24 protein-coding genes and 1 tRNA gene are annotated in these 26,197 nt (G+C 71.0%); 20 read left to right on the top strand and 5 right to left on the bottom strand.

Annotated elements, in window-relative coordinates:
* The 9 genes from ACWV17_RS26550 to ACWV17_RS26510 all read left to right on the top strand — a co-directional run bounded on the left by ACWV17_RS26550 (position 1) and on the right by ACWV17_RS26510 (position 8,671).
* Entirely contained in the window at positions 1-2,484 is a 2,484-nt protein-coding gene (locus ACWV17_RS26550) for a beta-ketoacyl synthase N-terminal-like domain-containing protein (protein ID WP_455361660.1), read from the top strand.
* Positions 2,481-3,248: a 3-oxoacyl-ACP reductase family protein gene (locus tag ACWV17_RS26545; protein ID WP_455361659.1), complete on the top strand. Its 768-nt coding sequence runs from the start codon at positions 2,481-2,483 to the stop codon at positions 3,246-3,248. The genes ACWV17_RS26550 and ACWV17_RS26545 overlap by 4 nt, the downstream gene beginning before the upstream one ends.
* Positions 3,249-3,304: 56 nt before the next feature.
* Positions 3,305-4,846: an acyl-CoA carboxylase subunit beta gene (locus ACWV17_RS26540; protein WP_455361687.1), complete on the top strand. Its 1,542-nt coding sequence runs from the start codon at positions 3,305-3,307 to the stop codon at positions 4,844-4,846.
* The gene (locus tag ACWV17_RS26535; protein WP_455361658.1) at positions 4,843-5,061 is read left to right on the top strand and encodes a hypothetical protein; all 219 of its coding nucleotides are present in this window, start codon (positions 4,843-4,845) and stop codon (positions 5,059-5,061) included. The genes ACWV17_RS26540 and ACWV17_RS26535 overlap by 4 nt, the downstream gene beginning before the upstream one ends.
* 151 nt (positions 5,062-5,212) lie before the next feature.
* Positions 5,213-5,635 (top strand): acyl carrier protein, encoded by a 423-nt coding sequence (locus tag ACWV17_RS26530; RefSeq protein WP_455354117.1) that lies wholly within the window; start codon positions 5,213-5,215, stop codon positions 5,633-5,635.
* Between the two features lie 11 nt (positions 5,636-5,646).
* Entirely contained in the window at positions 5,647-6,735 is a 1,089-nt protein-coding gene (locus tag ACWV17_RS26525) for a 3-oxoacyl-ACP synthase III family protein (RefSeq protein ID WP_455354118.1), read from the top strand.
* A 14-nt stretch (positions 6,736-6,749) separates the two neighbouring features.
* Positions 6,750-7,310, top strand: a complete 561-nt coding sequence (locus ACWV17_RS26520; protein ID WP_455361657.1) for a flavin reductase family protein — start codon at positions 6,750-6,752, stop codon at positions 7,308-7,310.
* An 88-nt stretch (positions 7,311-7,398) separates the two neighbouring features.
* Entirely contained in the window at positions 7,399-8,361 is a 963-nt protein-coding gene (gene fabD / locus ACWV17_RS26515; RefSeq protein ID WP_455361656.1) for an ACP S-malonyltransferase, read from the top strand.
* Between the two features lie 124 nt (positions 8,362-8,485).
* Positions 8,486-8,671, top strand: a complete 186-nt coding sequence (locus ACWV17_RS26510) for a hypothetical protein (protein ID WP_455354121.1) — start codon at positions 8,486-8,488, stop codon at positions 8,669-8,671.
* Here the strand turns inward: ACWV17_RS26510 and ACWV17_RS26505 are convergent.
* Positions 8,657-9,295, bottom strand: a complete 639-nt coding sequence (locus ACWV17_RS26505; RefSeq protein ID WP_455354122.1) for an RNA polymerase sigma factor — start codon at positions 9,293-9,295, stop codon at positions 8,657-8,659. The genes ACWV17_RS26510 and ACWV17_RS26505 overlap by 15 nt on opposite strands.
* Before the next feature lie 319 nt (positions 9,296-9,614).
* Between ACWV17_RS26505 and ACWV17_RS26500 the strand changes: the two genes are divergently transcribed.
* Positions 9,615-9,950 carry a non-heme iron oxygenase ferredoxin subunit gene (locus ACWV17_RS26500; RefSeq protein ID WP_455361655.1) on the top strand — a complete coding sequence of 112 codons (336 nt, stop codon included), beginning with the start codon at positions 9,615-9,617 and terminating at the stop codon, positions 9,948-9,950.
* Positions 9,951-9,986: 36 nt separating this feature from the next.
* Here the strand turns inward: ACWV17_RS26500 and ACWV17_RS26495 are convergent, their stop codons facing one another.
* On the bottom strand, positions 9,987-10,406 hold the full coding sequence (locus ACWV17_RS26495) for a TOBE domain-containing protein (protein WP_455361654.1): 420 nt from the start codon (positions 10,404-10,406) through the stop codon (positions 9,987-9,989).
* Positions 10,407-10,565: 159 nt separating this feature from the next.
* Here ACWV17_RS26495 and ACWV17_RS26490 point away from each other — a divergent pair, with 159 nt between their 5' ends.
* From ACWV17_RS26490 to ACWV17_RS26475, 4 genes are all read left to right on the top strand, one after another.
* Complete coding sequence (locus ACWV17_RS26490; protein ID WP_455354125.1) at positions 10,566-10,961, top strand: TOBE domain-containing protein; 396 nt, start codon at positions 10,566-10,568, stop codon at positions 10,959-10,961.
* A gap of 271 nt (positions 10,962-11,232) precedes the next feature.
* The gene (modA, locus tag ACWV17_RS26485; RefSeq protein ID WP_455361653.1) at positions 11,233-12,048 is read left to right on the top strand and encodes a molybdate ABC transporter substrate-binding protein; all 816 of its coding nucleotides are present in this window, start codon (positions 11,233-11,235) and stop codon (positions 12,046-12,048) included.
* A gap of 68 nt (positions 12,049-12,116) precedes the next feature.
* Positions 12,117-14,051 carry an ABC transporter permease gene (locus ACWV17_RS26480; protein WP_455361652.1) on the top strand — a complete coding sequence of 645 codons (1,935 nt, stop codon included), beginning with the start codon at positions 12,117-12,119 and terminating at the stop codon, positions 14,049-14,051.
* An 87-nt stretch (positions 14,052-14,138) separates the two neighbouring features.
* Positions 14,139-14,435, top strand: coding sequence for a GYD domain-containing protein (locus tag ACWV17_RS26475; protein ID WP_455354128.1), 297 nt, complete (start codon positions 14,139-14,141; stop codon positions 14,433-14,435).
* Positions 14,436-14,451: 16 nt separating this feature from the next.
* On the opposite strand, the gene ACWV17_RS26470 is transcribed toward ACWV17_RS26475, so the two are convergent.
* From ACWV17_RS26470 to ACWV17_RS26460, 3 genes are all read right to left on the bottom strand, one after another.
* Positions 14,452-17,157 (bottom strand): SpoIIE family protein phosphatase, encoded by a 2,706-nt coding sequence (locus ACWV17_RS26470; RefSeq protein WP_455361651.1) that lies wholly within the window; start codon positions 17,155-17,157, stop codon positions 14,452-14,454.
* 305 nt (positions 17,158-17,462) lie between these two features.
* Positions 17,463-18,626, bottom strand: a complete 1,164-nt coding sequence (locus ACWV17_RS26465) for a PP2C family protein-serine/threonine phosphatase (RefSeq protein ID WP_455354131.1) — start codon at positions 18,624-18,626, stop codon at positions 17,463-17,465.
* Positions 18,627-18,831: 205 nt separating this feature from the next.
* A tRNA-Arg gene (locus ACWV17_RS26460) sits at positions 18,832-18,903 on the bottom strand.
* Positions 18,904-19,071: 168 nt separating this feature from the next.
* Between ACWV17_RS26460 and ACWV17_RS26455 the strand changes: the two genes are divergently transcribed.
* The 6 genes from ACWV17_RS26455 (at position 19,072) to thrB (ending at position 25,912) form a co-directional block, all read left to right on the top strand.
* Positions 19,072-19,566 (top strand): response regulator, encoded by a 495-nt coding sequence (locus ACWV17_RS26455; RefSeq protein ID WP_455361650.1) that lies wholly within the window; start codon positions 19,072-19,074, stop codon positions 19,564-19,566.
* Positions 19,567-19,669: 103 nt separating this feature from the next.
* Entirely contained in the window at positions 19,670-20,761 is a 1,092-nt protein-coding gene (nrtL, locus tag ACWV17_RS26450; RefSeq protein WP_455361649.1) for an ArgS-related anticodon-binding protein NrtL, read from the top strand.
* A 34-nt stretch (positions 20,762-20,795) separates the two neighbouring features.
* Positions 20,796-22,187, top strand: coding sequence for a diaminopimelate decarboxylase (lysA, locus tag ACWV17_RS26445; protein WP_455361648.1), 1,392 nt, complete (start codon positions 20,796-20,798; stop codon positions 22,185-22,187).
* Between the two features lie 154 nt (positions 22,188-22,341).
* Positions 22,342-23,640, top strand: a complete 1,299-nt coding sequence (locus ACWV17_RS26440; RefSeq protein WP_455354216.1) for a homoserine dehydrogenase — start codon at positions 22,342-22,344, stop codon at positions 23,638-23,640.
* A gap of 15 nt (positions 23,641-23,655) precedes the next feature.
* On the top strand, positions 23,656-24,726 hold the full coding sequence (gene thrC, locus ACWV17_RS26435) for a threonine synthase (protein ID WP_455354217.1): 1,071 nt from the start codon (positions 23,656-23,658) through the stop codon (positions 24,724-24,726).
* 268 nt (positions 24,727-24,994) lie between these two features.
* The gene (thrB, locus tag ACWV17_RS26430) at positions 24,995-25,912 is read left to right on the top strand and encodes a homoserine kinase (protein WP_455354135.1); all 918 of its coding nucleotides are present in this window, start codon (positions 24,995-24,997) and stop codon (positions 25,910-25,912) included.
* The last annotated feature ends 285 nt before the right edge of the window (positions 25,913-26,197 follow it).

Below are 26,197 nucleotides of genomic sequence, written 5' to 3'. Positions count from 1 at the left end.
ATGAACGCAGAGAGCAAGCATCCGACGACCAGCGCGGGCGTGACCGGCGCGGGCGTGACCGGCGTGGGCGTGACCGGCGTGGGCGTGACCGTCGTGGGCACCGGCGCCATCACGGCGCTCGGCGGGACGGCCGCGCACCTGTGGGAGGGCGCGCGGGAGGGACACGTCGGCATCGAGCCCGTGCAGGGCATCCCGATGGACGGACTCGACACCAAGCTCGGCGGCGAGGTCACCGACCCGGTGGAGCCGGTCCACGCCTACCGCAGGCCGCCCGGCTTCCGGGAGCGGGCCGTCGAACTCGCCCTGGTGGCCGCCGAGGAGGCCATGGCGGCCCTGCCCGCGGGCCTCGTACCGGCCGAGCGGTTCGGGGTGGTGCTCGGTACCTGCAACGCCGGGCTGCTCTCCGGACGGGAGTGGCTGCGGGCCGTCGAGGCCGGCGAGGAGCCGCAGGCCGGGCTGCCGCTGCTGGTGACGCCGCAGGCGCTGGCCGAGACCGTGGGCGCCGCGTTCCGGCTGCGCGGCCCGGTGCTGGCGGTCAACACCGCCTGCGCCTCGGGCGCCAACGCCATCGGACTGGCCGCGGACCTGCTGCGCACCGGCCGGGCCGATGCCGTACTGGCCGGGGGCAGCGACGCGTTCTCGGACGTCGTCTTCGCCGGATTCAACTCCCTGCAGTCGCTGTCGCCGGAGCCGGCCGCTCCGTACTCCGGGAACCGGCAGGGGCTCTCGCTGGGCGAGGGCAGCGGCATGATGCTGCTGGTGCGCTGCGAGTTCGCGAGCGAGCACGGCCTCGCGGGGCTCGCCGACATCGCCGGATACGGGCTGTCGGCCGACGGGTTCCACGCCACCGCCCCGCATCCGGAGGGCAAGGGCGCCGCCCGGGCCATCGAGGCGGCACTGCGGCACGCCGGAGTCACTCCCGGGCAGATCGGGTACGTCAACGGACACGGCACCGGCACCCCGAAGAACGACCCGGCCGAGTCCAGCGCCATCGCCCTGGCGCTGGGCGCCGACGAAGCCGCCCGCACCCCGGTCTCCAGTACCAAGTCCATGATCGGCCACACCCTCGGCGCGGCCGGGGCCGTCGAGGCCATCGTGACCGCGCGCGCCCTGGCCGAGCAGACCGCACCGCCCACCGCCTCCTTCGGCACGCCCGCCGCCGACTGCCCGCTGGACTACATCCCGGGTTCGGCGCGGCCGCTGTCCACCGGCGCGGCGCTGTCCAACAACTTCGCCTTCGGCGGGGCCAATGCCGCGCTGGTGCTGACCCGGACGCAGGACGGGCACCGTCCCCCGCTGCCCGAGACCGACCAGGTGGTGATCACCGGTATCGGCCTGCTCAGCCCGGCGGGCGGCACCGCGGCCGAGCTCTGGTCGGCGTTCGCACGCGGCGACAGCCCCGTCGACTGGACGGACGGGATGCCGCTGAGCCGGTTCGACTTCGACCCGGAGCCCTATCTGACCAAGCGTCAGCGGCGCCGGATGGACCGCCTCGGCCAGCTCGGCGTGGCCGCCACCGCGAAGGCTCTGGCCGATGCGGGCTTCGAGCCGGGCAGCGCGGAGGCGGAAGCGGTCGGTGTCGTCTTCGGTACCGGCACCGGGCCGATGGAGGCCATGGAGCGCTTCACCGTCCCGCTGCTGACGGCGGGGCCGCGGGCCGCCGACCCGGGAGTGTTCCCCAACACCGTCTACAACCAGGCGGCCGGGCAGATCGCCATGCACCTCGGCCTGCGCGGCCCCACGTCCACACTCTCCGTGGGCCACGCGACCGGCGCCGCCGCACTCGCGTACGCCGCCGACCTGCTCGCGGCCGGCCACGCCGACACCCTGGTCTGCACCGTCACGGACACCCTCACCGAGCAGGTGGCGAAGGCGTACGCCGCGGTGGGTGCCGCCTCCACCCGCGCCCCCGGAGAGCCGGCCGACGGCCGGTTCATGCTCGCCGAGGGCAGTGTCGCCGTCGTGCTCGAACGGCGCTCCTCCGCGCTGGCCCGCGGCGCGCGGATCCTCGGCGAGGTGCTCGGCCACGGCATGGCGTCCGACGCCAGCCGCGCCCGGCTGTGGGACCCGCGGGGCCGAGGTCTGGAGCGCGCCATGCGCGCCGCCCTGGACGACGGCCGTCTGGGGCCCGCCGAGGTGTCGGCCGTCTGGCTCGCGGCGGCCGGCCTGCGGTCCGCCGACTCGGCCGAGACCGAGGCCGTTCACCGGCTCTTCCGCCCCTACCCGGTACCCGCCCTGCACGCCCCGAAGACCGTACTCGGCGAGCCCATGGGCGTCGGCGGCGCCCTGAGCCTCGCGCTGGCGCTGCACCAGGGCCGCGCCGGGCACCGCCCGGTGCTGGTGAACAGCTCGTCCCTCGGCGGCAGCCATGTGTCGCTCGCGGTGCGCTGCGGCTCCGGTGCCGCCGACGCCCGTACCGCCGACGCCCGTACCGCCGACGCCCGTACTACCTCCGCAGCAAACCCGACAGGAGAGGCCCGATGAAGCTCGAAGGACAGGTCGCACTGGTCACCGGCGGTTCCCGGGGCATCGGCGCAGCCGTGTGCCGCCGCCTCGCCGCCGACGGTGCCGCCGTCGCCGTCAACTACCGCAGCTCCGAGGGCCCCGCCAAGGAGCTGGTCCGCGAGATCGAGGCGGCCGGCGGACGTGCCCTCGCCGTACACGGCGACGTGGCGGACCCGGCCCAGGCCACCGAGCTGGTGCGCCAGGTCACCGAGGACCTCGGCGGCCTCGACATCCTGGTGAACAACGCCGGTGTCGCCCAGGACGCGCTCATCTACCACATGGAGATGGACGACTGGCTGGACGTCATGCGGGTCAACTTCGGGGGCGTCTTCCACTGCACCAAGGCCGTCCTGCCGCACTTCATGGCCAAGGGCGGCGGCGTCATCGTCAATGTCTCCTCCGTCATGGGTGAGCGCGGCTGGATCGGCGAGTCCAACTACGCCGCCTCCAAGGGCGCCGTCAACGCCTTCACCCGCTGCTGTGCCATGGAGTCGGCACGCTTCGGCATCCGCGTGAACGCGGTCCTGCCCGGCTTCGCCCCCACCGATCTGGTGGCCGGCCTCACCGAGGGCGCCACCGGCCGGTCGATCAAGAAGCAGATCCCGATGCGGCAGTTCGGCAACACCGACCAGATCGCCGAGGTGGTGCGCTTCCTGAGCGGCCCGGAGTCCTCGTACATGACGGGCTCGCTGGTCAACGTGGACGGCGGGGCCATGACCGCGCTGGGTCTGGGGCGCCCATGAGTACACCCCGGACCACGGTACGCAAGGCGGCACCCGACGAGCTGCCTCGCGAGAGCATGGAGGAGCGGGCCGCGGAACTACGGGTCCTCAAGGAGGAGTTGTACGCGGGCGATCCCGCCGCCACCGAACGGCAGCGCGCAAAGGGCAAGCTGACCGTCCGCGACCGGCTCGGGCTCCTGCTGGACGAGGATTCGTTCATCGAGATCGAACCGATGCGCCGGCACCGCGCCACCGACTTCGGCATGGACCGCAGAAGGCCGCACGGCGACGGCGTCGTCGCCGGCTGGGGCCGGGTGCTCGGCCGCCAGGTCCTGGTCTACGGCCATGACTTCCGCGTCTTCGGCGGCGCGCTGGGCGAGGCGCACGCGGAGAAGATCCACAAGGTGATGGATCTGGCGGAGAGCAGCGGCGTCCCGCTGATCTCGCTGTGCGACGGCGCCGGAGCACGCATTCAGGAGGGGGTGACCGCGCTCGCCGGATACGGCGGGATCTTCAGCCGGAACGTCCGCGCTTCCGGGGTGATTCCGCAGATCAGCGTGGTCCTCGGGCCATGCGCCGGCGGCGCGGCCTATTCTCCGGCGCTGACCGACTTCGTGTTCATGGTCCGTGGCACCTCGCAGATGTTCCTGACGGGACCCGACGTGGTCCAGGCGGTCACCGGCGAGAAGCTGACCCAGGACGAGCTGGGCGGTGCGGACATGCACTCCCAGGTCTCGGGTCTCGCCGCGTTCGCGCACGACGACGAGGAGTCCTGCCTCGAGGACGTGCGCCATCTGCTGTCGCTGCTGCCCTCCAACAACCGCGAGATGCCGCCGGCCGAGGCGTGCCAGGATCCGGCGGACCGTTCCTGCGACGGGCTGTTCGACATCGTGCCGACCGATCCGCAGGCCGCGTACGACATGCGCAAGGTCATCGAGGAGATCGTCGACGACGGCGAGTTCTTCGAGGTGCACGAGGGCTGGGGGCCCAGCCTGATCTGCGTGCTGGCGCGGCTGGACGGCCAGACGGTGGGCATTCTGGCCAACCAGCCGCTGCGGATGGCGGGTGTGCTCGACATCGCCTCCTCCGAGAAGGGGGCCAGGTTCGTCCAGACCTGCGACGCGTTCAACATCCCGCTGGTCACGCTCGTCGACGTACCGGGCTTTCTGCCGGGGGCCGACCAGGAGCGCGGCGGGATCATCCGGCACGGCGCCAAGCTCCTGTACGCGTACTGCAACGCCACCGTGCCGCGGATCCAGGTCATCGTGCGCAAGGCGTACGGCGGTGCCTACATCGTGATGGACTCGCGGTCCATCGGCACGGACCTCTCCTTCGCCTGGCCCACCAACGAGATCGCGGTGATGGGCGCGGAGGGGGCGGCCAACGTCGTCTTCCGCCGACGGATCGCCGCGGCCGACGACCCGGACGCGGAGCGCCGCGAGGTCGTCGACGAGTACCGGCGCACGCTGATGCACCCGTACTACGCGGCTGAGCGCGGGCTCGTCGACGATGTCATCGACCCGCGGGACACCCGGTCCGTACTCATCCGCTCGCTGGAGCTGCTGCGCGCCAAGTACGTGGCCCTGGTGCAGCGCAAGCACGGGAACCCACCGCAGTGAACGGCCCGGTCGAGCTCTGTGTGGTGGGCGGCAACCCGACCCACGAAGAGCTGTGCGCGGTGCTCGTGGCGCTGCGGCTGGCCACGGCCCCGAACGCACCCGCGGCGCGGCAGGCGCAGGCCGTACCGGCGGCCGGACCCTGGCCGGTGCCCCGGGCGGTCCCGCAGGTGTCGGCCGTCTCCTGGGCCGCGGCGCCCCGGACCCCGGCCGGCTGAGCCCGGTGTATCCGCGGCGGGGGTCCGCGGATCTTACGGATAACAGCGCGCAGCCGGCGCGGCCCCACGGCCCGCCGCCGCACCTCTCCGCCCCCAGGGCGCATGTCAACGCCTGTTTCTCAACGCCTACTTCAGTCCCGGAGGACTCTCCATGGAGCACAACACCATCGTCGAAGCCGTGAACGAGGCTGTGATCGAGGCCCTCGGTGTGGAACCGGAGGAGGTCACCCCGCAGGCCACCCTGCTGGACGACCTGGGTGCCGAGTCGATCGACCTGCTCGACATCCTCTTCCGTCTCGAGCGCTCGCTCGGCATCAAGATCCAGGCGGCCGAGCTCGCCGCCTATGTCCAGGGCGGCATCCCGGACGAGGAGTTCGGCGACGAGAACGAGATCGTCTCGGCGGCCGGCCTGGCCCAGCTGAAGAAGGTCATGCCGCAGATCGACGTCGCGACGCTCACCGGAAAGCTCCAGGCCACCCAGGTCATGGGTCTGTTCACGGTGGAGAACCTGGTCTCCCTCGTCGTGCACCGGGCGGAGCTCGGCGCCGCCGAGGTCGCCGGCGCCGCTGCCTGAGGAGCTGCACAGTGACCGCGATACACATCATCGGCACCGGGGGCTACCAGCCCGGTGACCCGATCTCGACCGAGGAGATCGCACGCCTCGTCGGCCCGCTGCCGGACGAGGTGCGCGAGGGTCTGTCGATCGAGCGCCGGTTCTGGATGATCGACCCGGCCACCGGCGAACACCGCGAGAACAACTCGGACATGGCCTACAAGGCGGCCGTACGGGCGCTGGACTCCGCGGGGATCGAACCGGGCGACGTGGATCTGATCATCCTCGCCACGGGCACGCCCGACTACCCGCTCCCTCCGCTGGTGAACCTGGTCCAGGAACGCCTGGGCCTGGTGCGCTGCGCCACTCTGGAGCTGCGCTCCGGCGGTGCGGGCGTCGTCCAGGGCCTGGACATCGCCCGGATGTACCTGCAGTCGGGCGTCTACCGGACGGCCCTGGTCATCGGCAGCGAGGCGATCTCCCCGGTCCTGGCGCCGGTGTTCCTCGGGCAGGACCCGCACAAGATCCGCATGCGGGACCGGGTGCCGGTCTACATGTTCGGCGACGGTGCGGGGGCGATCGTCCTGCGCGCCGAGGAGGGAGCCGAGTCCGGGGGACTGCTCGGGGCCTCGATGGAGGCGATCGGCGGCGACCGCAAGGCCGGAATCCACTCGGTGGGCGGCGGGACGCACGCGCCGATCCACGAGCAGCTGAAGGCCAAGCGGCTCGTCGATCTCAAGGTCGACGTGGTCGGCGCCGGCGACTTCACCCCGGTGATGGTCACCGAGGCGATCAGCAGCACGCTGCGGCGCAGCGGCGTGGACGTCGACTCCGTCGACCTCTGTCTCGTCCCGGAGGGCAATGTCGGCTGGATGCTCGACTCGCTCAAGGAGCTGGGCCTCGACACCGCCGACTGGAAGGCGCTGGACGGGAAGATCATCGACAGCCTCTCCACCATGGGGGCCGTCGGCTGTGCGGCGGTGCCGCTCTTCCTCGACGACGCGTGGCGCAGCGGCCGTATCAAGCCCGGTGACCGGCTGATGCTGGTGGGCGTCGAGTCCACCAAGTGGATCTACGCCGGGGCGGTCGTGGACTGGACCGCGCCCGCTCCCACCGGCTGAGGAAGGGACCGGTCATGATGTCCCGACAGCCGTCCGCCGCCCCTGTGGCCCCTGTCGCCGCTGTGGCCTCCGTCGCCGGGGCGGAGGGCGACGCCGGGCTCAGCGCCGGGCGGTTCCGGCAGGCCATGGGGCGGTTCCTCACCGGCATCGCGGTGGTCACCTCGTGCGATGCCGACGGCCCGCACGGGACCACGGTCAGCTCGCTGGCCTCGGTCTCCCTCGATCCGCCGATGCTGCTGGTCTGCCTGAGCCGTCGCTCGTACGGCGCCGAAGTGATCCGTACCGCCGGCACGTTCACCGTCAACGTGCTGGGGCGTGACCAGTCGGAGCTGGCCGGCTGGTTCGCCACACCGGGCAGGCCGCGCGGGGCGGCGGGGTTCGCCGACGTGGCGTACCGGACCGGCAGTACGGGCGCCCCGGTGCTCGCCGGGGCCCTGACCCACCTGGACTGCCGGGTGGCCCAGCAGATTCCCGCCGGCGACCACACCATCTTCGTCGGGGAGGTCGCGGACGTGGGACTGGCCGACAGCACCGATCCGCTCGCGTACCACCAGGGACAGTTCCTGCTCCTGTGATCCCCCTCCCGTCGACCGCGGGCAGAAGAGGGGCCGGCGCGGCCTGCGCGCCGGCCCCTCTCGCGCCCGCCCACCCTAGGAAGTCACCATGAGCGACATCGCCTTTCTCTTCCCGGGCCAGGGCTCCCAACGGCCCGGTATGGGCCGGGATCTCGTCGAACGCCATCCGGAACTGGCCGAGCGGTACTACCGGCCCGCCGACGACCTGCTGGGCCTGGAGCTGTCGAAGCTCTGCTTCGAGGGTTCGGCGGAGGATCTGCTGCCCACCGAGATCACCCAGCCCGCGGTCTTCCTCACGAGCATCGCCGTGCTGGACATCCTGCGCGGGCACGGCATCACCCCGTCCGTCGCGGCCGGTCACAGTCTGGGTGAGTACGCGGCGCTCGTCTGCGCCGACGTGCTGGACTGGGAGGACGCCCTCCGTCTGGTGCGCAGGCGCGGTGAGTTGATGGCCCGGGTCAACGAGCGCACGCCGGGGGCGATGGCGGCGGTCATCGGCCTGCCGGCCGAGCGGGTCGAGGCGCTCTGCGCGCGACTGAGCGAGCGCGGCGGCGGGATCGTGGAGATCGCCAACGACAACGACCCGGCGCAGCAGGTTGTCTCCGGCGAGCGGGAGGCCGTGCGTGAGCTGGCCGCCGCGGCCAAGTCCCTCGGCGCGGAGCGCACGGTCATGCTGAACGTCGGGGCTCCCTTCCACTGCAGTCTCATGCACGAGCTGGAGGAGGAGTTCACCGCCGAGCTGGAAACGGTCGCTTTCCGGAACCCGCGGCTACCTGTTCTGGCCAATGTGACGGCGGCCGAGATCCGTACCGCCGACCAGGCCCGGGAGGGCCTGCGCCGGCAACTGGCAGGGGCGGTCCGCTGGACGGAGACGCTGCGGGCGATCGGCGCCAGGGGCGTGCGGGCCGTCGTGGAGGCCGGTCCCGGGCGCGTGTTGAGCGGCTTCTGCCGCAACACGCTTCCCGAAGTGGAACGTTATCCGGCCGGTGAGGCCCGGCGTATCGACAGGCTGCTCAATTCCCTGGGACAGGGCGCCCGGCCGCAGGCATGAAGAACCTGCCGGGAGATGAAAGCGGAATCCCGCGAACCGGCATACTTAACGGTATTGTCGGTCGCGGGACTTTCCCCTACCCTGTGACTAGTTAAGAGACGAACTAAGTGTGGAGGTGGGCGCAGTGGCACGGGACGAAGCCGGCACCGATGCTCTGGGCAAGCTCGCCGATGCCATCGGACAGCCCGCACCGAGCATGGTGGAAAACGCCAAGGCGCTCTTTCCGTTCATCGCGTACGAAGCCCGAATGAACAGCAAGGAACCGGTCGCCGTCGCGGAGTGCGCCCACCTGGAATCACACCGCCGCTGAACGCAGTCCGGAACTGCTCTCCAGGGCATAGGCGCGGAGCCCCATCTTCTTGATGGAGTCGAACAACTCCCTCGCCTGCTCCGAACGGTCCGCCTCACGCTCCAGAGCCCGCTCCAGGTGCTTCAGGCAGCGTGCGCGGATGGGACCGATGGATCCACGTGCCATCCCCAGCGTGGCACTGACGTCGTCGTACGACATCGGCGGGTCGGCCACCAACAGGCCGAGCAGCGCCTGGCACTTGGGCGAGAGCGTGCAGTACGCGAGAAGTACCTCGTCACGGCGCTCCCGAGCCAGCGCCGACTCCTCCGGCTGGTTCGCCGACGGCTGCGGACGGTCGAACACCTCGGGGTCCTCGATCGGTGTGCTCCGGCCGGACTTCTGGATGTGCTTGAGACTCTCGCGGCGCGCCGCGACGGAGATCCAGTGCGCGAGTTTCTCCGGGTCCCGGAGCTTTCCCAGATGCTGGATCACCCGCATCCACGTCACCTGGCTGACGTCCTCGCAGTCCGCGGCGCTGAGTCGATGCCCCCGTGCGATCGCCCAGATCAGAGGTGTATAGCGGTCTACTATCCGGTTCCAGCTCTCCTGGCTGCCGGCCAGGCATTCGTCCACGAGCCTATGCAAGGCAACAGCTTCCATGCATCCCCCCGATGCTCTCATTCGACGTGCAGCTTCGCGGGTGCCGGTCCGGGCTACCGCTTGGCCGCAGATCCTCTTGAGAATGTAAGAGCGTCTCAATAACTACTGTCGCGAGCGCTACGGGTGTTAACTATACGGCGACTCCGGGGCTTGATGTCAACGGTCATTCTGCTGCCTCGGCAACCGGCGACGCCGGGACGGAGGCGACCGGGGAGACGCACGAATGCAACGTATCCAGGGCCGAGTTGAGCAGATCTGTTGGGTCATCAGCGCATCTGCGCACGATCTCCGGAGAGGAACGGTCATGGCACCCCAGAGCGAAGTCCGTGTGGCCCGAGTGGAACAGATCACGCCAGAGGCTCCGCTGCGCGTTTACGTCGACGAAACTCCCGTCCTCCTCGCCCGCGTTGGCACCGAGCTGCACGCGATTCGCGACATGTGCTCGCACGAGGGGGCCCCGCTGTCAGAGGGGGAGGTGGCAGCGGACGGCACGGTGGAGTGCCCCTGGCACTTCAGCCGCTTCTGCCTGCGCACCGGCGAAGCCCTGGACCTGCCGGCCACGGAACCGGTGGAGACGTTCAGGACGCGGGTGGCGGACGGGGAGATCTTCGTCTCCCGCGCCACCCAGCGAGCGGTCTGACGCCGGCCGGTACGCCGACGCCCGCAGGGGGTCGCCTCAGGCGGTGGCGAGCGAGATCTCGGTGGACTTGACGAGCGCGACGACCGAGGAACCGGCGGTCAGTCCGAGGTCGGTGACGGCGTCCTTGGTGACCACGGCGGTCAGCTCGCCGCCCTCGACGCCGACCTTCACACTGGCCATGGCGCCGCCCGTGGAGATCTCGGTGACCGTGCCGGGGATCCGGTTGCGGATGCTCAGGCCCTCGACCGGGCCGGTGGCCAGCGACACCTCGGTGGACTTCACGAGGGTGCGGACCGCGGAGCCTTCGGCGAGGCCCAGTTCCTTGACGGCATCGAGTGTGATGGCCGCGGTGATGTCCTGGCCGCCGGCCAGACGCACCCTGACCGTCGCCATGGCCTCGCCGGGGGTGACGGCGGTGACGGTCCCGGGGAGCTGGTTACGGATGCTCAGGCGCATGGAGATACCCCTCGACTCGACTGTCTCGACTATGAAGTGGAATGCCGGTCTTCGCCTGCTGACTGCCGCTTGGTGCTTCCTCTGAGGGGACTCGCATCTGCCATGGAGGTTCGGCCCAAACGTTGCAGATGCGAGGTAAAGAGTCCTATCTTGGCGCGCATGCAGTCCTACACCATCGGACAGGCGGCGCGTCTGCTCGGCGTCAGCCCTGATACCGCGCGCCGCTGGGCCGACGCCGGCCGAGTCGCGACCCACCGCGACGAGAGCGGGCGCCGCCTCATCGACGGCCGTGATCTCGCGGCGTTCTCCATCGAGGTCGGCCAAGGCGGCACGGGCGAGGAGGAGGCCACCTACACCTCCGCCCGCAACGCCTTTCCGGGCATCGTCACCGCCGTGAAGCTCGGTGACGTCGCGGCGCAGGTGGAGATCCAGGCCGGTCCGCACCGCCTCGTCTCGCTGCTCACCCGGGAGGCCGTCGAGGAACTGGGGCTGGAGGTCGGCATGCAGGCCACCGCCCGCGTGAAGTCGACCAACGTGCACATCGACCGCACCTGACCCTGACCCCTAGGGCCTGTCCGGCGGATCTTGGCCGGGGCCACGACGCCTGGCACGGCACCTCGCCGCGTTGCCGAAATGCCCGAATAGCTCCGCTATTAGGGCACTCCGGCGCCTTGCGATGCACCGCACCAGACGCCGCGTCCTATCCGGCCCTGATCCGCCGGACAGGCCCTAGCTCAACCAAGCGGCGTCGCCCGTCACCGGCGCGGCTCACCACCATCCGCCCGGACGGCGTCCGCCGGCCGCGTTCCCAAGGAGTCCCACCCGCATGTCGCTCGCTCTCCCGTTCACCCGACGCCGCGTCGCCGCCGCGCTCGTGACCACCGCCCTCCTCGTCCCGCTCACTGCCTGTGGCAGCGGCAACGACGACAAGAAGGACGCCGGAGCCAAGACCGGCGAGTCGGCAACCGGTACCCCGAAGGCCGAGCTGACCGTGCTGGCGGCCGCCTCGCTGACCGACGTCTTCAAGACGGCCGGCGCCGCCTACGAGAAGTCCCACCCGGGCACGAAGATCACCTTCTCCTTCGCCGGCTCGCAGGAGCTCGCCGCCCAGGTCAGGCAGGGCGCCCCCGCCGACGCCCTGGTCACCGCCGACACCAAGACCATGGACGCGCTGAAGGACGACACCGGCGCCCCGACGATCATCGCCAAGAACCGTCTGGTCATCGCCACGGGCGAGGGAAACCCGCAGAAGATCGACGGGCTGAAGGACCTCGCGGACACCAAGCTCAAGGTGGTGCTGGCCGCGCCCGAGGTCCCGGTCGGCCGCTACAGCCAGAAGATCCTGGACGCCCAGAAGATCACCGTGAAGCCGGTCTCGCAGGAGCCGAACGTCCGAGCCGTGCTCAGCAAGGTCGAGCTGGGCGAGGCCGACGCAGGTCTCGTCTACCGGACCGACGCCGCCACCGCGACCGACAAGGTCGACGCCGTCGAGATCCCCGACGCGCAGAACGCGATCGCCGAATACCCGGCCGCGACGCTGAAGACCTCCAAGAACTCTGCCGCGGCCGAAGCGTTCGTGACGTGGCTGTCCTCGCCCGAGGCCCAGAAGATCTTCCAGGACGCGGACTTCCAGCAGCCCTGACCCCTTCCTGCGCGGGCGGCCCGACTAGGGCCGTCCGCGTCCGTACGACGCGCCCCAGGGATCTGAAGATGAAACGTCTCCGCAGCCGTGCACCCGGCCCACGCACCCCCGCCGTTCTGGGGATTCCCGCGCTGCTCGCCGTCGCGTTTCTGCTGCTCCCGCTGATCGGGATCCTGGTACGCACGCAGTGGAACGACCTGGGGGACCATCTGAGCAGTCCGGGAACCACCGAGGCGCTGCGGCTCTCGCTCATCGTCTCGTTCTGGGCGCTCGGCCTGTCCCTGCTGCTCGGCGTGCCGCTCGCCTGGCTGCTGGCCCGCGTCTCCTTCCCCGGCAAGGCGTTCGTACGCTCCCTCGTCCTGCTGCCGATGGTGCTGCCGCCCACCGTCGGCGGCGTGGCTCTGCTCCTCGCCTTCGGCAGACGCGGACTCCTGGGCCCCTGGCTGGAGGACACCTTCGGCATCACCCTGCCGTTCCACACCTCCGGCGCGGTCCTCGCGGCGACGTTCGTCGCCATGCCCTTCCTCGTCATCAGCCTCGAAGGAGCCCTCGGCGGACTACGGCCCCGCTACGAGGAGACCGCCGCCTCCCTCGGTGCGTCCCCGGTACGCGTCTTCTTCACCGTCACCCTGCCGATGGTCGCCCCGGGCCTCATCGCCGGAGCCGCCCTCACCTGGGCGCGCGCCCTGGGCGAGTTCGGCGCGACGATCACCTTCGCCGGCAACCTCCCCGGCACCACGCAGACACTGCCGCTCCAGGTGTACCTGCTGCTCCAGGACGAGCCCGAGGCCGCGACCTCCGTCTCGCTGCTGCTGCTCGCCATCGCCATGGTGGTCCTCGTCGCGCTGCGCGGCCGCTGGAGCGGCACACCGACCGCCCGCCCGCACGAGCCCAAGCCCTCGGCGGACGAGGCGGAACCCGCCGTGGCGGCCCTCCCCACCGCCCCCGAGCCGCCCGGGCCGCAGGAGCACTGGGCCCTGCACGCCGACGTCACCGGCTTCAACCAGCTCACGCTCGACGCCGAACCGGGCACCACCATCGCCGTCGTCGGCCCCAACGGCGCCGGCAAGACCACGCTGCTGCGCGCACTCCTCGGACTGACCCCGCGCGCCCACGCCGTACTGCGTCTCGGCGGCTCCGACGTCACCGAACTGCCCCCGCACCGCCGCAAAGTCGCCTGGGTGCCCCAGGACGGCGCACTCTTCCCGCACCTCACCGCCCTCGCCAACACGGCATACGGACTTCGTGCCCACGGAGTCCCGCGCGCCGAGGCCCGCCGCAGCGCCCAGGAGTGGCTCGACCGCCTCGGCGTCGGCCACCTCGCGCACCGTAAACCGGCACAGGTCTCCGGCGGCCAGGCCCAGCGCGTCGCCCTCGCCCGCGCACTGGCCGCCCGACCGCGACTGCTGCTCCTCGACGAACCCCTCGCGGCCCTCGACCAGACCACCCGCGCCCATGTCCGCCACACTCTGCGCACCCATCTCGACAGCTTCGGCGGCGTCTGCCTGATCGTCACCCACGACCCCGTCGAAGCCGTCTCGCTGGCCGACCGTGTTCTCGTACTCGACGACGGCCGCGCCCTCCAGGACGCCCCGCCCGCCGAGGTCACCCGTCACCCCCGCTCGCCCTGGGTCGCGCGGATGCTCGGCCGCAACGCATGGCCGGGCACGGCCACCGCGAAGGGCCTCCAACTCGCCGGCGGTGAAACCCTGGTGGTCGCGGACCCGCTTCCCGTGGGCGCCGACGCGCTGGCGATCATCGCCCCGGAGGCGGTTTCCGTACACCGCGACAAGCCGACCGGCAGCCCCCGCAACGTCTGGCCCGGCACGGTTCGCGAGATCACCAGCTCCGGCAGCCGGCTGCGCGTCCTGATCACCTCGGACCGGGCCCCGGACCTCGTGGCCGAGATCACCCCCCAGGCCGCCGCCGAGCTCGGCCTCACCGACGGCACACCCGTCTGGACCAGTATCAAAGCGACCGAAACCACTGTGGTGACCCTGTAGGGCAGTGCGCTCCTTATGCGCATGACGCACATGATGGCCAGAATTGACACACGATGTGTTGTCTCCATTCCTTAGGGGTGAAAGGCCATGCCGACGTATGTCACGTTGCTGAACTGGACCGATCAAGGGGTCCGCGCCTACAGGGACACCCCGCAGCGCGCCGAGGCCTTCGCCGCAGCGGCGCAGAAGCTCGGGGCGAAGGTCCTGAACCTCTACTGGACCGTCGGTCCGTACGACCTCGTGGTCGTCGTTGAGGCGCCCGACGACGAGACCGCCACCGCGCTGCTCCTGCAGGTCGGCGGGCTGGGCAACGTCCGTACTACGACCCTGCGGGCCTTCGGCCGGGAGGAGATGGACCGCATCATCGCCAAAGCCACTGGCTGAGGACTTTGTGGACTGTTCAGAGGGGCAGGGGCTGCTCGGTCCAGATGACCTTGCCGTCGGCCGTGTACCGGGTGCCCCAGCGCTGGGAGAGCTGGGCGACCAGGAACAGGCCGCGGCCGCCCTCGTCGGTGGTCGCGGCCCGGCGGAGCCGGGGCGACGTGCTGCTGCCGTCCCACACCTCGCAGGTCAGTACATGGTCGCGGATCAGACGCAGCCGGATCGGCTCGCCGCCGTACCGGATCGCGTTGGTGACCAGCTCGCTGATCATCAGCTCGGTGCTGAACTCCAGCTCTGCCAGGTCCCAGTCGGCCAGCTGCGCGGTCACGTCGGAGCGGATCCGGTGAACGACGGCCGGGTCGGCCGGCAGATCCCAGCCGGCGACCCGGCGGGCGTCCAGGCCGTGGGTGCGGGCGACGAGCAGGGCGACGTCGTCGTGGAGATCGGCAGGCACCAAGAGGTCCAGCAACTCGTCGCAGGTCTGCTGGGGCGGGTGGTCGGAGTGGCTCAGTGCGCGGCGCAGCCGCTGGAGGCCGGCTTCGATGTCGAGATCGCGGCCCGCGACGAGCCCGTCGGTGTACAGGACCAGCCGACTGCCCTCGGGCAGGTGCAGTTCGGCGGATTCGAAGGGCAGGCCGCCGAGGCCGAGCGGCGGGCCGGCGGGCAGCTCGGGGAAGTATGCCGAGCCGTTGGGATACACGACGGCGGGTGGAAGGTGACCGGCACGCGCCATGGTGCAGGAGCGGGAGACGGGATCGTAGACCGCGTAGAGGCAGGTGGCACCGATGATGCCCGCACTGCCGCCGTCGGCGGCCTCGCTGTCGTCCCCGGCCGCCCGGTCCTCATCCTCGCCCTGGGCCATGCGCGCGACCAGGTCGTCGAGGTGGGCGAGGACCTCGTCGGGAGGCAGATCCAGAGTGGCGAAGTTGTGCACGGCGGTGCGGAGGCGGCCCATCGTGGCGGCGGCATGCAGTCCGCGGCCGACCACGTCGCCCACGACCAGGGCGACTCGAGCCGCCGACAGGGGGATGACGTCGAACCAGTCGCCGCCGACTCCGGCCCGAGAGGGCAGGTAGCGGTGTGCGACGTCGACGGCGGTATGTGCGGGCAGCCACCGCGGCAGCAGGCTCCGCTGCAGGGTCAGGGCCATGGTGTGTTCACGGGTGTAGCGGCGGGCGTTGTCGATGCACACGGCCGCCCTGCCGACGAGCTCCTCGGCGAGGGCCAGGTCGGCCTCCTCGAACGGCGCGGGCTTCTCCTGACGCCAGAAGCTGACCACCCCCAGGACCACGCCCCGGGCGCGCAAGGGGACGACGATGAGTGAGTGGATGCCGTAGTCCAGGAGCCTTTGAAGGCGCACCGGGTCCTGGGTCGCCGCCCCGGGGGAGCGCGACAGATCGGGGTCGAGGACCGGCCGCTCGCCGGTGAGGGCCACGGCCTGCGGCGTGGGTGACTCGAAGCGGATCAGCCTGCCCAGCGGGTACAGGGGATGGTCGGTGCGGATGGCGCCCATGGCCGTGCGGCGGAGGGCGGTACCTGCCGGGGGCTCGTCGCCGCGCAGGACGGCGTCGGGCAGGTCGACCGTGACGAAGTCGGCGAATTCCGGGACCGCCGCCTCTGCGAGTTCCTCGGCGGTCCGTCTCACGTCCAGGGTCGTGCCGATGCTGAGGCCGGCCTCGTAGGCCAGTGTCAGCCGTTCCTGCGCCGCGGCGACCTGGCCGGTGACGGTGTGCAGTTCGGTGATGTCCCGCAGCGTCGCCACGCTGCCCCATCGCCGTCCGCGCCAGTGCGCGGGGCGGTGGTTGACCACGACGGAGAGTAGCCGTCCCCTGGCCGGGTGCACCTCGTCGTCGGCGACACGGCCGGAGGAAAGCAGCTCGGCGATGGGCGCGGTGAGGCCGAGATCGGTGACGTGACGTCCCTCCGTGTCCGCGGGCAGGTGCAGCAGCCGGTGCGCCTCGTCGTTGGCCAGCACCAGGCGGCGCTCGTCGTCGACGATGAGCACACCCTCGCGGACCGAGTGCAGTACCGCCTCATGGTGCTCGTACATGCGCGTGATCTCGATGGGACCCATACCGTGTGTCTGGAGCCGCAGCCGTCTGCTGGCCCACGCCACGCCCGCGACGGCGAGGACGAACGAGGTGGCCGCGCCTCCGAGCAGGACCGGCACATGGGCGCTGATCTCGCGCGTCACCTCTTCGATGTCGACGCCCACGGCGACCAGGCCGACCACCGAGCGGTCGGCGCCGATGACGGGCACGACGGCCCGCACCGTCTCGCCCGAGGGCCCGGTGAAGGTCTCCGTGAAGGTACGGCCTTCCGCGGCTGCTTCGATGTGGCCGACGAAGCGCTTCCCGATCAGGTCGGTGTCAGGGTGTGTGTAACGGATGCCCGCCGTGCTCAGCACGACGACGAACCTGACGCCGGTTCTCTGCCGGACGCTCTCGGCGCGCGGCTGCAGTATCGCGGTCGGGTTCGGGGAACGCAGCGCCGCCACGGTTTCGGGGGACTCCGCGAAGGTCGTGGCGATGGCGACCGCGCGCTCGCGCACCCTCTCCACGGCGTCGCGCCGGTCCTGCAGGACGAGCGCGATCGCCGCCGTGGAGACGAGCAGCAGCACGATCGCCAGCACGAGGACGAACATCTGGCCGGCGACAGTGCGCGGGCCCAGCGTCGAGTGCAGGCGCCGGAGGCCCGACCCGAGTCGTACGCGGAGGGAGGCCATGGGGGATCACCGCCCGGGGGCCGGCGCCTGGTCGGTCCGGATCGTTCTGCCGCGGGCGCTGCTGCGGCTGCCCCGGTGGGTTGTGAACATCGCGATCCGCAACGACGACAGGGAGAAGCCGTTCCTCCGTGTCCGGCCGCGGGGTGGGGTGGTGCGTCCCGGAAGCACGCTCACCCAGCCAGAATGCTCTTCTTCGGGCCGTCGGGCACCTTTCGGTTCCGGCGGTGGAAATCCCCGCACGGCAGCGGACCGGAGGTGGCGGATTTCGCCAGGCGCAGCCGGCTGCGCTGACGTGCTTCGCTCCCTCATGCGAAGCGGTCGATGAGGATCATCGCCACGTCGTCTGTCAAGCGGCCCTCGGTGTGGCGGATCAGCGCCTCGTGCAGTTCGTCCAGGAACTCCTGCGGGGAGGTGCCGGCGGGTATCTGCTCAATGGTCTCCGGCAGAGGGAGGAAGTCGTTGTCGCGGTTGCGGGCTTCGATGACGCCGTCGGTGTAGAACAGCAGGCGGTCGCCGGGCAGGAACGGGTAGCTCTCGGGCTTGGCGGGAGGACCGTTGACGAGGTCTTCGAGACCGAGCGGCGGCAGTGACGAGGCGGGCGTCAGGGCCTGAACCTTGCCCTGGTGGAGAACCAGCGGAGGCGGATGGCCACGGTTGACCAGGTGCACCACCTGTTCGTCCGGCACCTGGGCGATGAGCGCAGTGGTGAATCCCTCCAGCAGAACTTCAGGAAGTTTCTCCTGGGAGTACGTACCCGGTACGGCGCCCTCTCGCCGCAGCGCAGCCGCGCAGCGGTCCACGACCCCCCGCAGTTCGTCCTCATAGTGAACGGCCTCCCGGAACGCGCCCAACGCCACCGCGACCGCACGTATGGCGGACAGCCCCTTTCCCCGGACGTCCCCCACGATCAGCCGGACGCCATAGCGCGTCTGCACGGCCTCGTACAGATCGCCGCCAATCTGTGCCCCTGTCCCGGCCGCGAGGCACAGGCTGGCCGCCCGTACCGGGCCCAGGAGCTCGGGGACAGGCCGCAGGACGACCTCCTGAGCCGCAACTGCGATCTGGCGAACCTGGTCGAGCTCGCTCTGTCTACGCGTGCGCACCGCGTTACTCAGGAGGACACTGGCCACGGACACCACGATCAGTCCCAGGAAGTTGCCGATGATCAGCTGGGTCAGGGTTCCCCACGACTGGTTGTAGGTCGCGGAGGTCACGGTCACACCCACAGCGAGGGCTGCCGCGGACAGCGTGCCCTTCGGGCCCATCGTCAGCGCGGCCAGCGCCGGCGTCGTGGTGAGGACGGGACCGGTGATGAGCTCGTGTGCGGGCGAGAGCTCGATGCCCAGTACGACCAGCGCGATCGCGAAGGGCGCACACTGCGCCAGTGTGAACAGGACCTCGCGGTGACCGCCCCCTCCTGGTCGAGAGGACGCTCCTGGCCGAACAGGTGAGCGAGGACGTGACCCCATGGGAACAGCCTGCCTCGCGGCAGCCGTCGCGGCCTCCCGGGAACCCGATGACCGGCGTCGCCCCTGCGACGAATGGCTCACCCGCCACTCACTCGGGATCAGTAATGGGGAACGACAAAGAGCCGGACCCAGTGGGACTGGGTCCGGCTCTCGATGTCTGGCACATCCGCAGGTCAGCGGGTGTTTCACGCTGGTCCGGCTTCTGTGCCCCCGGCAGGATTCGAACCTGCGCACACGGCTCCGGAGGCCGTTGCTCTATCCCCTGAGCTACGGGGGCGCGTCGCCCTGTTGTGCGGCGACGGGTAGAACCCTACCAGCTCCCGGCAGGTCTCCATGAACGGGTATTTGGCCGTGCCGGGAGGGGCTGCGGTCCGGCTTTCGCCCCGGTGGCGCCGTCGCCTCCGTCCCGTCCTTCCCCTCCGTTCCGCCGGCTCCCCCGCACGGGGTGGAAGTGGGCAAAACCCGGACGCAGCCCCGCCCCGCGACCTACTCTCGAGTTGTGCCAGGCGCGTCGGGCCGGGTGCTTGTTGTCGACGACAACAAGGTCATCCGGCAGCTGATCAGGGTCAATCTCGAGCTGGAGGGCTTCGAGGTCGTGACCGCGGCCGATGGTGCCGAGTGTCTGGAGATCGTGCACCTCGTGCGCCCGGACGTGATCACGCTCGACGTCGTCATGCCGCGCCTCGACGGGCTGCGCACCGCCGCGCGGCTGCGTTCCGATCCGCGGACGAGGCATCTGCCCGTCGCGATCGTCAGCGCCTGTACGCAGCAGGAGGTCGACAGCGGCGCCGGGGCCGGGGTGGACGCCTTTCTCGCCAAGCCCTTCGAGCCGGCCGAGCTCGTCCGGGTCGTCCGGCAGCTGATGCGACGCGAGCGCCGGGAGGATCCGCCGTCCGCCGACGGCAGGCAAGGCGCCGGGGCCGGGCACACCCGCGGCTGACCGCGACCGCCGTCCCCACGACGTACCGACCCCACGACCACACGACGACCACATGGCGAAACCGGTTCGCGGAAGGACCCCCCTCCTCCCCTAGGCTTGTCCCGTGACCCCCGCCGATCTCTCCCGTACCGTGCTGCGCACCGTGCGGCGCGCCGTCGAGGAGGACGGGCTGTGCGTCGCCGTGCCCGAGCGGGTGCAGGTGGAGCGGCCCCGGCCCGGCGGGCGCGGGGACTACGCGACGAATGTGGCCATGCGGCTCGCCCGCCACGCCGGTGTGCCGCCGCTTCAGGTCGCCGAAGTGCTGAGGCGCCGGCTCGCGGAGAGCCAGGGCATCGCCGGGGTCGAGATCACCGGGCCCGGGTTCCTCAACATCACCCTGGACACCACCGCCCGGTACGGGCTCGTACGCGAGGTGCTGCGGAGCGGGGGCCGGTACGGCCACGGCGATTCCCTTGCCGGCCAGGTGCTGCAGTACGGCCACCGCGGCGAGGTCCGTGCCGCCGTTGCCGCCGACTCGGTCGGGCGGATTCTGCGGTCCCAGGGAGCCGTCGTACGGGTCAGCTGTGACGAGGTCCGTGATCCCGACTGGGCGGATCTCCGGGTGACCACCGAGTACGGGCCCGGGCGCCCCGGCGCCGGCCCGGTGCCCGCAGGCGAGACCGCCGGCGCGCTGCTGCGCCGGTACGGGGCCGATGCCGCGCGCTGGGCGCTGCTGCGTCCCGCCGCCAACGACCGCCCCCGGTTCGGGGACGAGCTGCTCGCCCAGCGCGCGAGCAACCCCCTCTTCCGGATCCGGTACGCCCATGCACGCGCGCGCGCGCTCAGCCGCGCCGCCGATGACCTGGGGGTCGCAAGCGCGTACGACAGCGCGCATGACGGTGCGCACGACACCGCGTACGACGAGGCGGCCGACGCCGCCGCGGCCGCCGCCCCCGGGCTCCTCGGCGCCCTCGGCGACTACCCCGCCGTCCTCGCCGTCGCCGCACGCCACCACGCGCCCGACCGGCTCGCCCGCTACCTCGAGACGACCGCGGACGCCTTCTTCGACTTCCATGACACGTGCCCGGTGCTGCCCGTCGGGGACGAGAAACCCTCGGCCGCCCACCGTTCCCGTCTCGCCCTCGCCGAGGCCGCCGGGACGGTGCTCGCAGGCGGCCTGTCCCTGCTCGGCATCCACGCACCCGAATACCTGTGACACTTGTGACACTTGTGACAGAGAGACACGAACCATGAGCCGTTCCGCACACCCCGCCGGGCCCCGCCACGCCGACGTTCTCCCGGAGGGCCACTACACCGCGCCGCCCGCCGACCTCAACTCCCTCGACGCGCACGTCTGGTCGCGCACCGTCGCGCGGAACGCGGACGGCGTCGTCACCGTCGGCGGCATCGAAGTGACCCGGCTCGCAGAGGAGTTCGGCACCCCCGCCTACTTCATGGACGAGGCCGACTTCCGGGCCCGCTGCCGCGCCTGGGCCGACGCCTTCGGCAAGGACGCCGACGTGTTCTACGCCGGGAAGGCGTTCCTCTCCCGGGCCGTTGTGCGCTGGCTGACGGAGGAGGGGCTCAACCTCGACGTCTGTTCCGGGGGAGAGCTGACCACCGCCCTCGACGCGGGCATGCCCGCCGAGCGGATCGCCTTCCACGGGAACAACAAGTCCGTCGAGGAGATCGAAAGGGCCGTCCGGGTGGGCGTGGGCCGGATCGTCCTCGACTCCTTCCAGGAGATCGTCCGCGTCGCGCACATCGCGCAGGGCCTCGGCAAGCGCCAGCGCGTGCAGATCCGCGTCACCGTCGGCGTCGAGGCACACACGCACGAGTTCATCGCCACCGCGCACGAGGACCAGAAGTTCGGCATCGCGCTGGCCGGCGGGCAGGCCGCCGAGGCCGTACGGCGGGCGCTGAAGCTCGACGGCCTGGAGCTGATCGGCATCCACTCGCACATCGGGTCGCAGATCTTCGACATGGCCGGCTTCGAGGTGTCCGCCCGGCGCGTCGTCCAGCTGCTCGCCCAGGTACGGGACGAGCACGGGGTCGAGCTGCCCGAGATCGACCTCGGCGGCGGCCTCGGCATCGCGTACGTCTCGGAGGACGACCCCAGCGAGCCGCACGAGATCGCCAAGGCGCTCAGCGAGATCGTCACCCGTGAGTGTGAGGCCGCCGGGCTGACCACGCCCCGGATCTCCGTCGAGCCGGGCCGCGCCGTCGTCGGCCCGACCGCGTTCACGCTGTACGAGGTCGGCACCATCAAGCCGCTCGACGGTCTGCGGACGTACGTCAGCGTGGACGGCGGCATGTCGGACAACATCCGCACCGCGCTCTACGACGCCGAGTACAGCGTCTCGCTCGTCTCACGGACGTCGGCCGCCGAGCCGATGCTCGTCCGCGTCGTCGGCAAGCACTGCGAGAGCGGCGACATCGTCGTACGCGACGCCTTCCTCCCCGCCGACCTGGCGCCCGGCGACCTGATCGCGGTCCCGGCCACCGGCGCGTACTGCCGCTCGATGGCGAGCAACTACAACCACGCACTCCGCCCGCCCGTGGTCGCGGTCCGGGACGGAGAGGCGCGTGTGATCGTCCGGCGCGAGACGGAGGAAGATCTTCTGCGTCTCGATATCGGCTGACGAAATTAACGTCTCGCAATCTGGACGGGGGATAGAAACTCCCGTCCGGTGAGTGAGACTGGTCCCACCGTAGAAGCACGTAGCAGTAGCAAGCGAAGCAAGCAGAAGCAAGTAGAAGTACAGGGCTGTGCTGATGAAAGGCGTAGGTCGGATGATGCGTACGCGTCCGCTGAAGGTGGCGCTGCTGGGCTGTGGAGTGGTCGGCTCAGAGGTGGCGCGCATCATGACGACGCACGCCGACGACCTCGCCGCCCGCATCGGGGCGCCGGTGGAGCTCGCCGGCGTCGCCGTCCGCCGCCCCTCCAAGGTGCGCGAGGGGATCGACCCCGCCCTGATCACCACGGACGCCACCGCGCTGGTCAAACGCGGCGACATCGACGTCGTCATCGAGGTCATCGGCGGCGTAGAGCCCGCCCGCGCCCTGATCACCACCGCCTTCGAGCACGGCGCCAGCGTCGTCTCGGCGAACAAGGCGCTGCTCGCCGAGGACGGCGCGGCCCTGCACGCCGTCGCGGAGGAGCACGGCGCGGACCTGTACTACGAGGCCGCGGTGGCGGGTGCCATTCCGCTCGTACGGCCGCTGCGCGAGTCGCTGGCCGGCGACAAGGTGAACCGGGTCCTGGGCATCGTCAACGGCACCACGAACTTCATCCTCGACAAGATGGACACCTCCGGCGCCGGTTACTCCGAGGCGCTCGACGAGGCCACCGCCCTCGGGTACGCCGAGGCCGACCCGACCGCCGACGTCGAGGGCTTCGACGCCGCCGCCAAGGCCGCGATCCTGGCCGGCATCGCCTTCCACACCCGGGTGCGGCTCGACGACGTGTACCGCGAGGGCATGACCGAGGTGAGTGCCGCGGACTTTGCCTCCGCCAAGCGCATGGGCTGCACCATCAAGCTGCTCGCCATCCTGGAGCGCGCGGCCGACGGCGCGTCCGTCACCGCGCGCGTGCACCCGGCGATGATCCCGCTCAGCCACCCGCTGGCCTCCGTCCACGAGGCGTACAACGCGGTCTTCGTGGAGGCCGAGGCGGCCGGCCGGCTGATGTTCTACGGGCCCGGGGCGGGCGGCTCGCCGACCGCCTCCGCGGTGCTCGGCGACCTCGTCGCCGTCTGCCGCAACAAGGTCGCCGAGACCACCGGACCCGGCGAGTCCGCGTACACCCAGCTGCCCGTGAGCTCGATGGGCGAGGTCGTCACGCGGTACCACATCAGCCTCGACGTGGCCGACAAGCCGGGTGTACTCGCCCAGGTCGCGACGGTCTTCGCCGAGCACGGCGTATCCATCGACACGGTGCGCCAGCAAGGCCGACCGGACGGGGACGGCGAGGCCTCCCTCGTCGTGGTCACCCACCGCGCGCCCGACGCCGCCCTCTCCGGGACCGTCGAGGCACTGCGACAGCTCGACACCGTGCGGGGTGTCGCCAGCATCATGCGTGTTGAAGGGGAGTAACCAGCAATGTCCGCTATGAAGACCGGCACCCACCAGTGGCGCGGCATCATCGAGGAGTATCGCGACCGTCTCCCGGTCAGCGACACGACCCCGGTGGTCTCGCTCGGTGAGGGCGGCACGCCCCTCGTCCTCGCGCAGGTGCTCTCCGAGCGCACCGGCTGCCAGGTCTACCTCAAGGTCGAGGGCGCCAACCCGACCGGGTCCTTCAAGGACCGCGGCATGACCATGGCGATCACCCGGGCCAAGGAGGAGGGCGCGCAGGCCGTCATCTGCGCTTCCACCGGCAACACCTCCGCCTCGGCCGCGGCGTACGCGGTACGCGCCGGAATGGTCTGCGCGGTCCTGGTGCCCCAGGGCAAGATCGCGCTGGGCAAGATGGGCCAGGCGCTGGTCCACGGCGCGAAGATCCTCCAGGTCGACGGCAACTTCGACGACTGCCTGACGCTGGCCCGCGGCCTCTCCGACAACTACCCGGTGTCGCTGGTCAATTCGGTCAACCCGGTGCGTATCGAGGGCCAGAAGACTGCCGCCTTCGAGATCGTCGACGCGCTCGGCGACGCCCCGGACATCCACGTCCTGCCGGTGGGCAACGCGGGCAACATCACCGCGTACTGGAAGGGTTACAAGGAGTACGCGGGCGACGCGATGGCCACGCACACCCCGCGCATGTGGGGCTTCCAGGCCTCCGGGTCCGCGCCGATCGTGCGCGGCGAGCCGGTCAAGGACCCCTCGACCATCGCGACCGCGATCCGCATCGGCAACCCGGCCTCCTGGCAGTACGCGCTGGACGCCCGGGACGAGTCGGGCGGCTTCATCGACGAGGTGACGGACCGCCAGATCCTGGCCGCCTACCGCCTGTTGGCCGCTCAGGAGGGCGTCTTCGTGGAGCCGGCCTCGGCCGCCTCCGTCGCCGGCCTGCTGAAGGCCGCCGAGGAGGGCAAGGTCGACCGGGGCCAGAAGATCGTCTGCACGGTCACCGGCAACGGCCTCAAGGACCCGGACTGGGCCGTCGCCGGAGCTCCCCAGCCGGTCACCGTGCCGGTGGACGCCGCGGCGGCCGCCGAGCGCCTCGGCCTGCTGAAGTAGCATCCGTCAGGCCGAGGCCGGGGGCACTCCGGATATCCTCCGGATGGCGTAAAGCACGGCAAGACAGAGCAAGACCGTACATAGGAGCACAGGCGGCGTGCGACACGCATCGTGCGCCTCCTGTGCGCCCTATGTCGCGACAGAACCTTCCTTCGATAGGCTGTACTGAACCCGCCCCGCCGCATATGCCGCGGTGTTGCCGCAATGGCCCTCGGGTAGTTGGTACATCTTCGGAATCTCGCAGTCTCACAAGGAGAGTCATCGAGCGATGGCCGGTCCAGCGTTCCGCGCCGCCGCCGTACGGGTGCGCGTCCCCGCCACCAGCGCCAATCTCGGCCCGGGCTTCGACGCCCTGGGCCTGGCCCTGGGGCTGTACGACGACGTGGTCGTCCGGGTGGCCGACTCCGGCCTGCACATCGACATCGCGGGTGAGGGGGCCGAGACCCTCCCGCGCGACGAGAGCCACCTGCTCGTACGCTCCCTGCGCACCGCCTTCGACCTGCTCGGCGGGCAGCCGCGCGGCCTCGAGGTCGTCTGCGCCAACCGCATCCCGCACGGACGCGGCCTCGGCTCCTCCTCCGCCGCCATCTGCGCCGGCATCGTCGCCGCCCGCGCCGTGACGATAGGGGGCGACGCGAAGCTCGACGACGCGGCGCTCCTGGAGTTGGCCAACGAGATTGAGGGCCACCCCGACAACGTCGCCGCCTGTCTCCTGGGCGGCTTCACGCTCGCCTGGATGGACGGCGGAGCGGCCCGCGCGATCAGGATGGACCCTGCGGATTCCATCGTTCCGGTGGTTTTCGTACCCGGAAAGCCGGTCCTGACCGAGACCGCCCGGGGGCTGCTGCCCCGGACCGTCCCGCACGTGGACGCGGCGGTCAACGCCGGCCGGGCGGGCCTGCTCGTCGAGGCGCTGACCAGGCGCCCCGAGCTGCTGCTGCCGGCCACCGAGGACCGGCTCCACCAGGAATACCGCGCCCCGGCGATGCCGGAGAGCGTGGCCCTGGTCAACCGACTGCGCGCGGACGGCGTCCCCGCGGTCATCTCCGGCGCGGGCCCCACGGTCCTCGCGCTGGCCGAGGACAGTGCGGCCGACAAGGTCGCACAGCTGGCGGGCGAGGGGTGGGCGGCCAACCGGCTGGCTCTCGACGCCGCAGGTGCGAGCGTCCTGCCGCTGGGCTCATAGGGCCCGGCGGGGGCGCCACGTGCGACAGGAGCGCGATTGCCGGTGAGCGAGAGGGGGAATGTTTGTTGGATCCGGTAGTGTTAACCTCAAGTCTGCACCCGAAGCCTTTGCGGCTCGGTGCTCAGTGTCCCCCTTCGGGACCACCATTCTTCCGGGAGCCTCCCCAACTGCTTTGATCGCTGCCAGGCAGTTTCGAGCACGCTCCGGAATCGGCGTGACATTCCCACGCTCTCCACAGCAGGGGACTGGGGCTTCACGCCGGAACCCAGGCACGTTTTTTCTCCT

This window comes from Streptomyces mabaensis (assembly GCF_053763515.1).
This window is presented reverse-complemented; position numbering and strand designations above follow the sequence as displayed.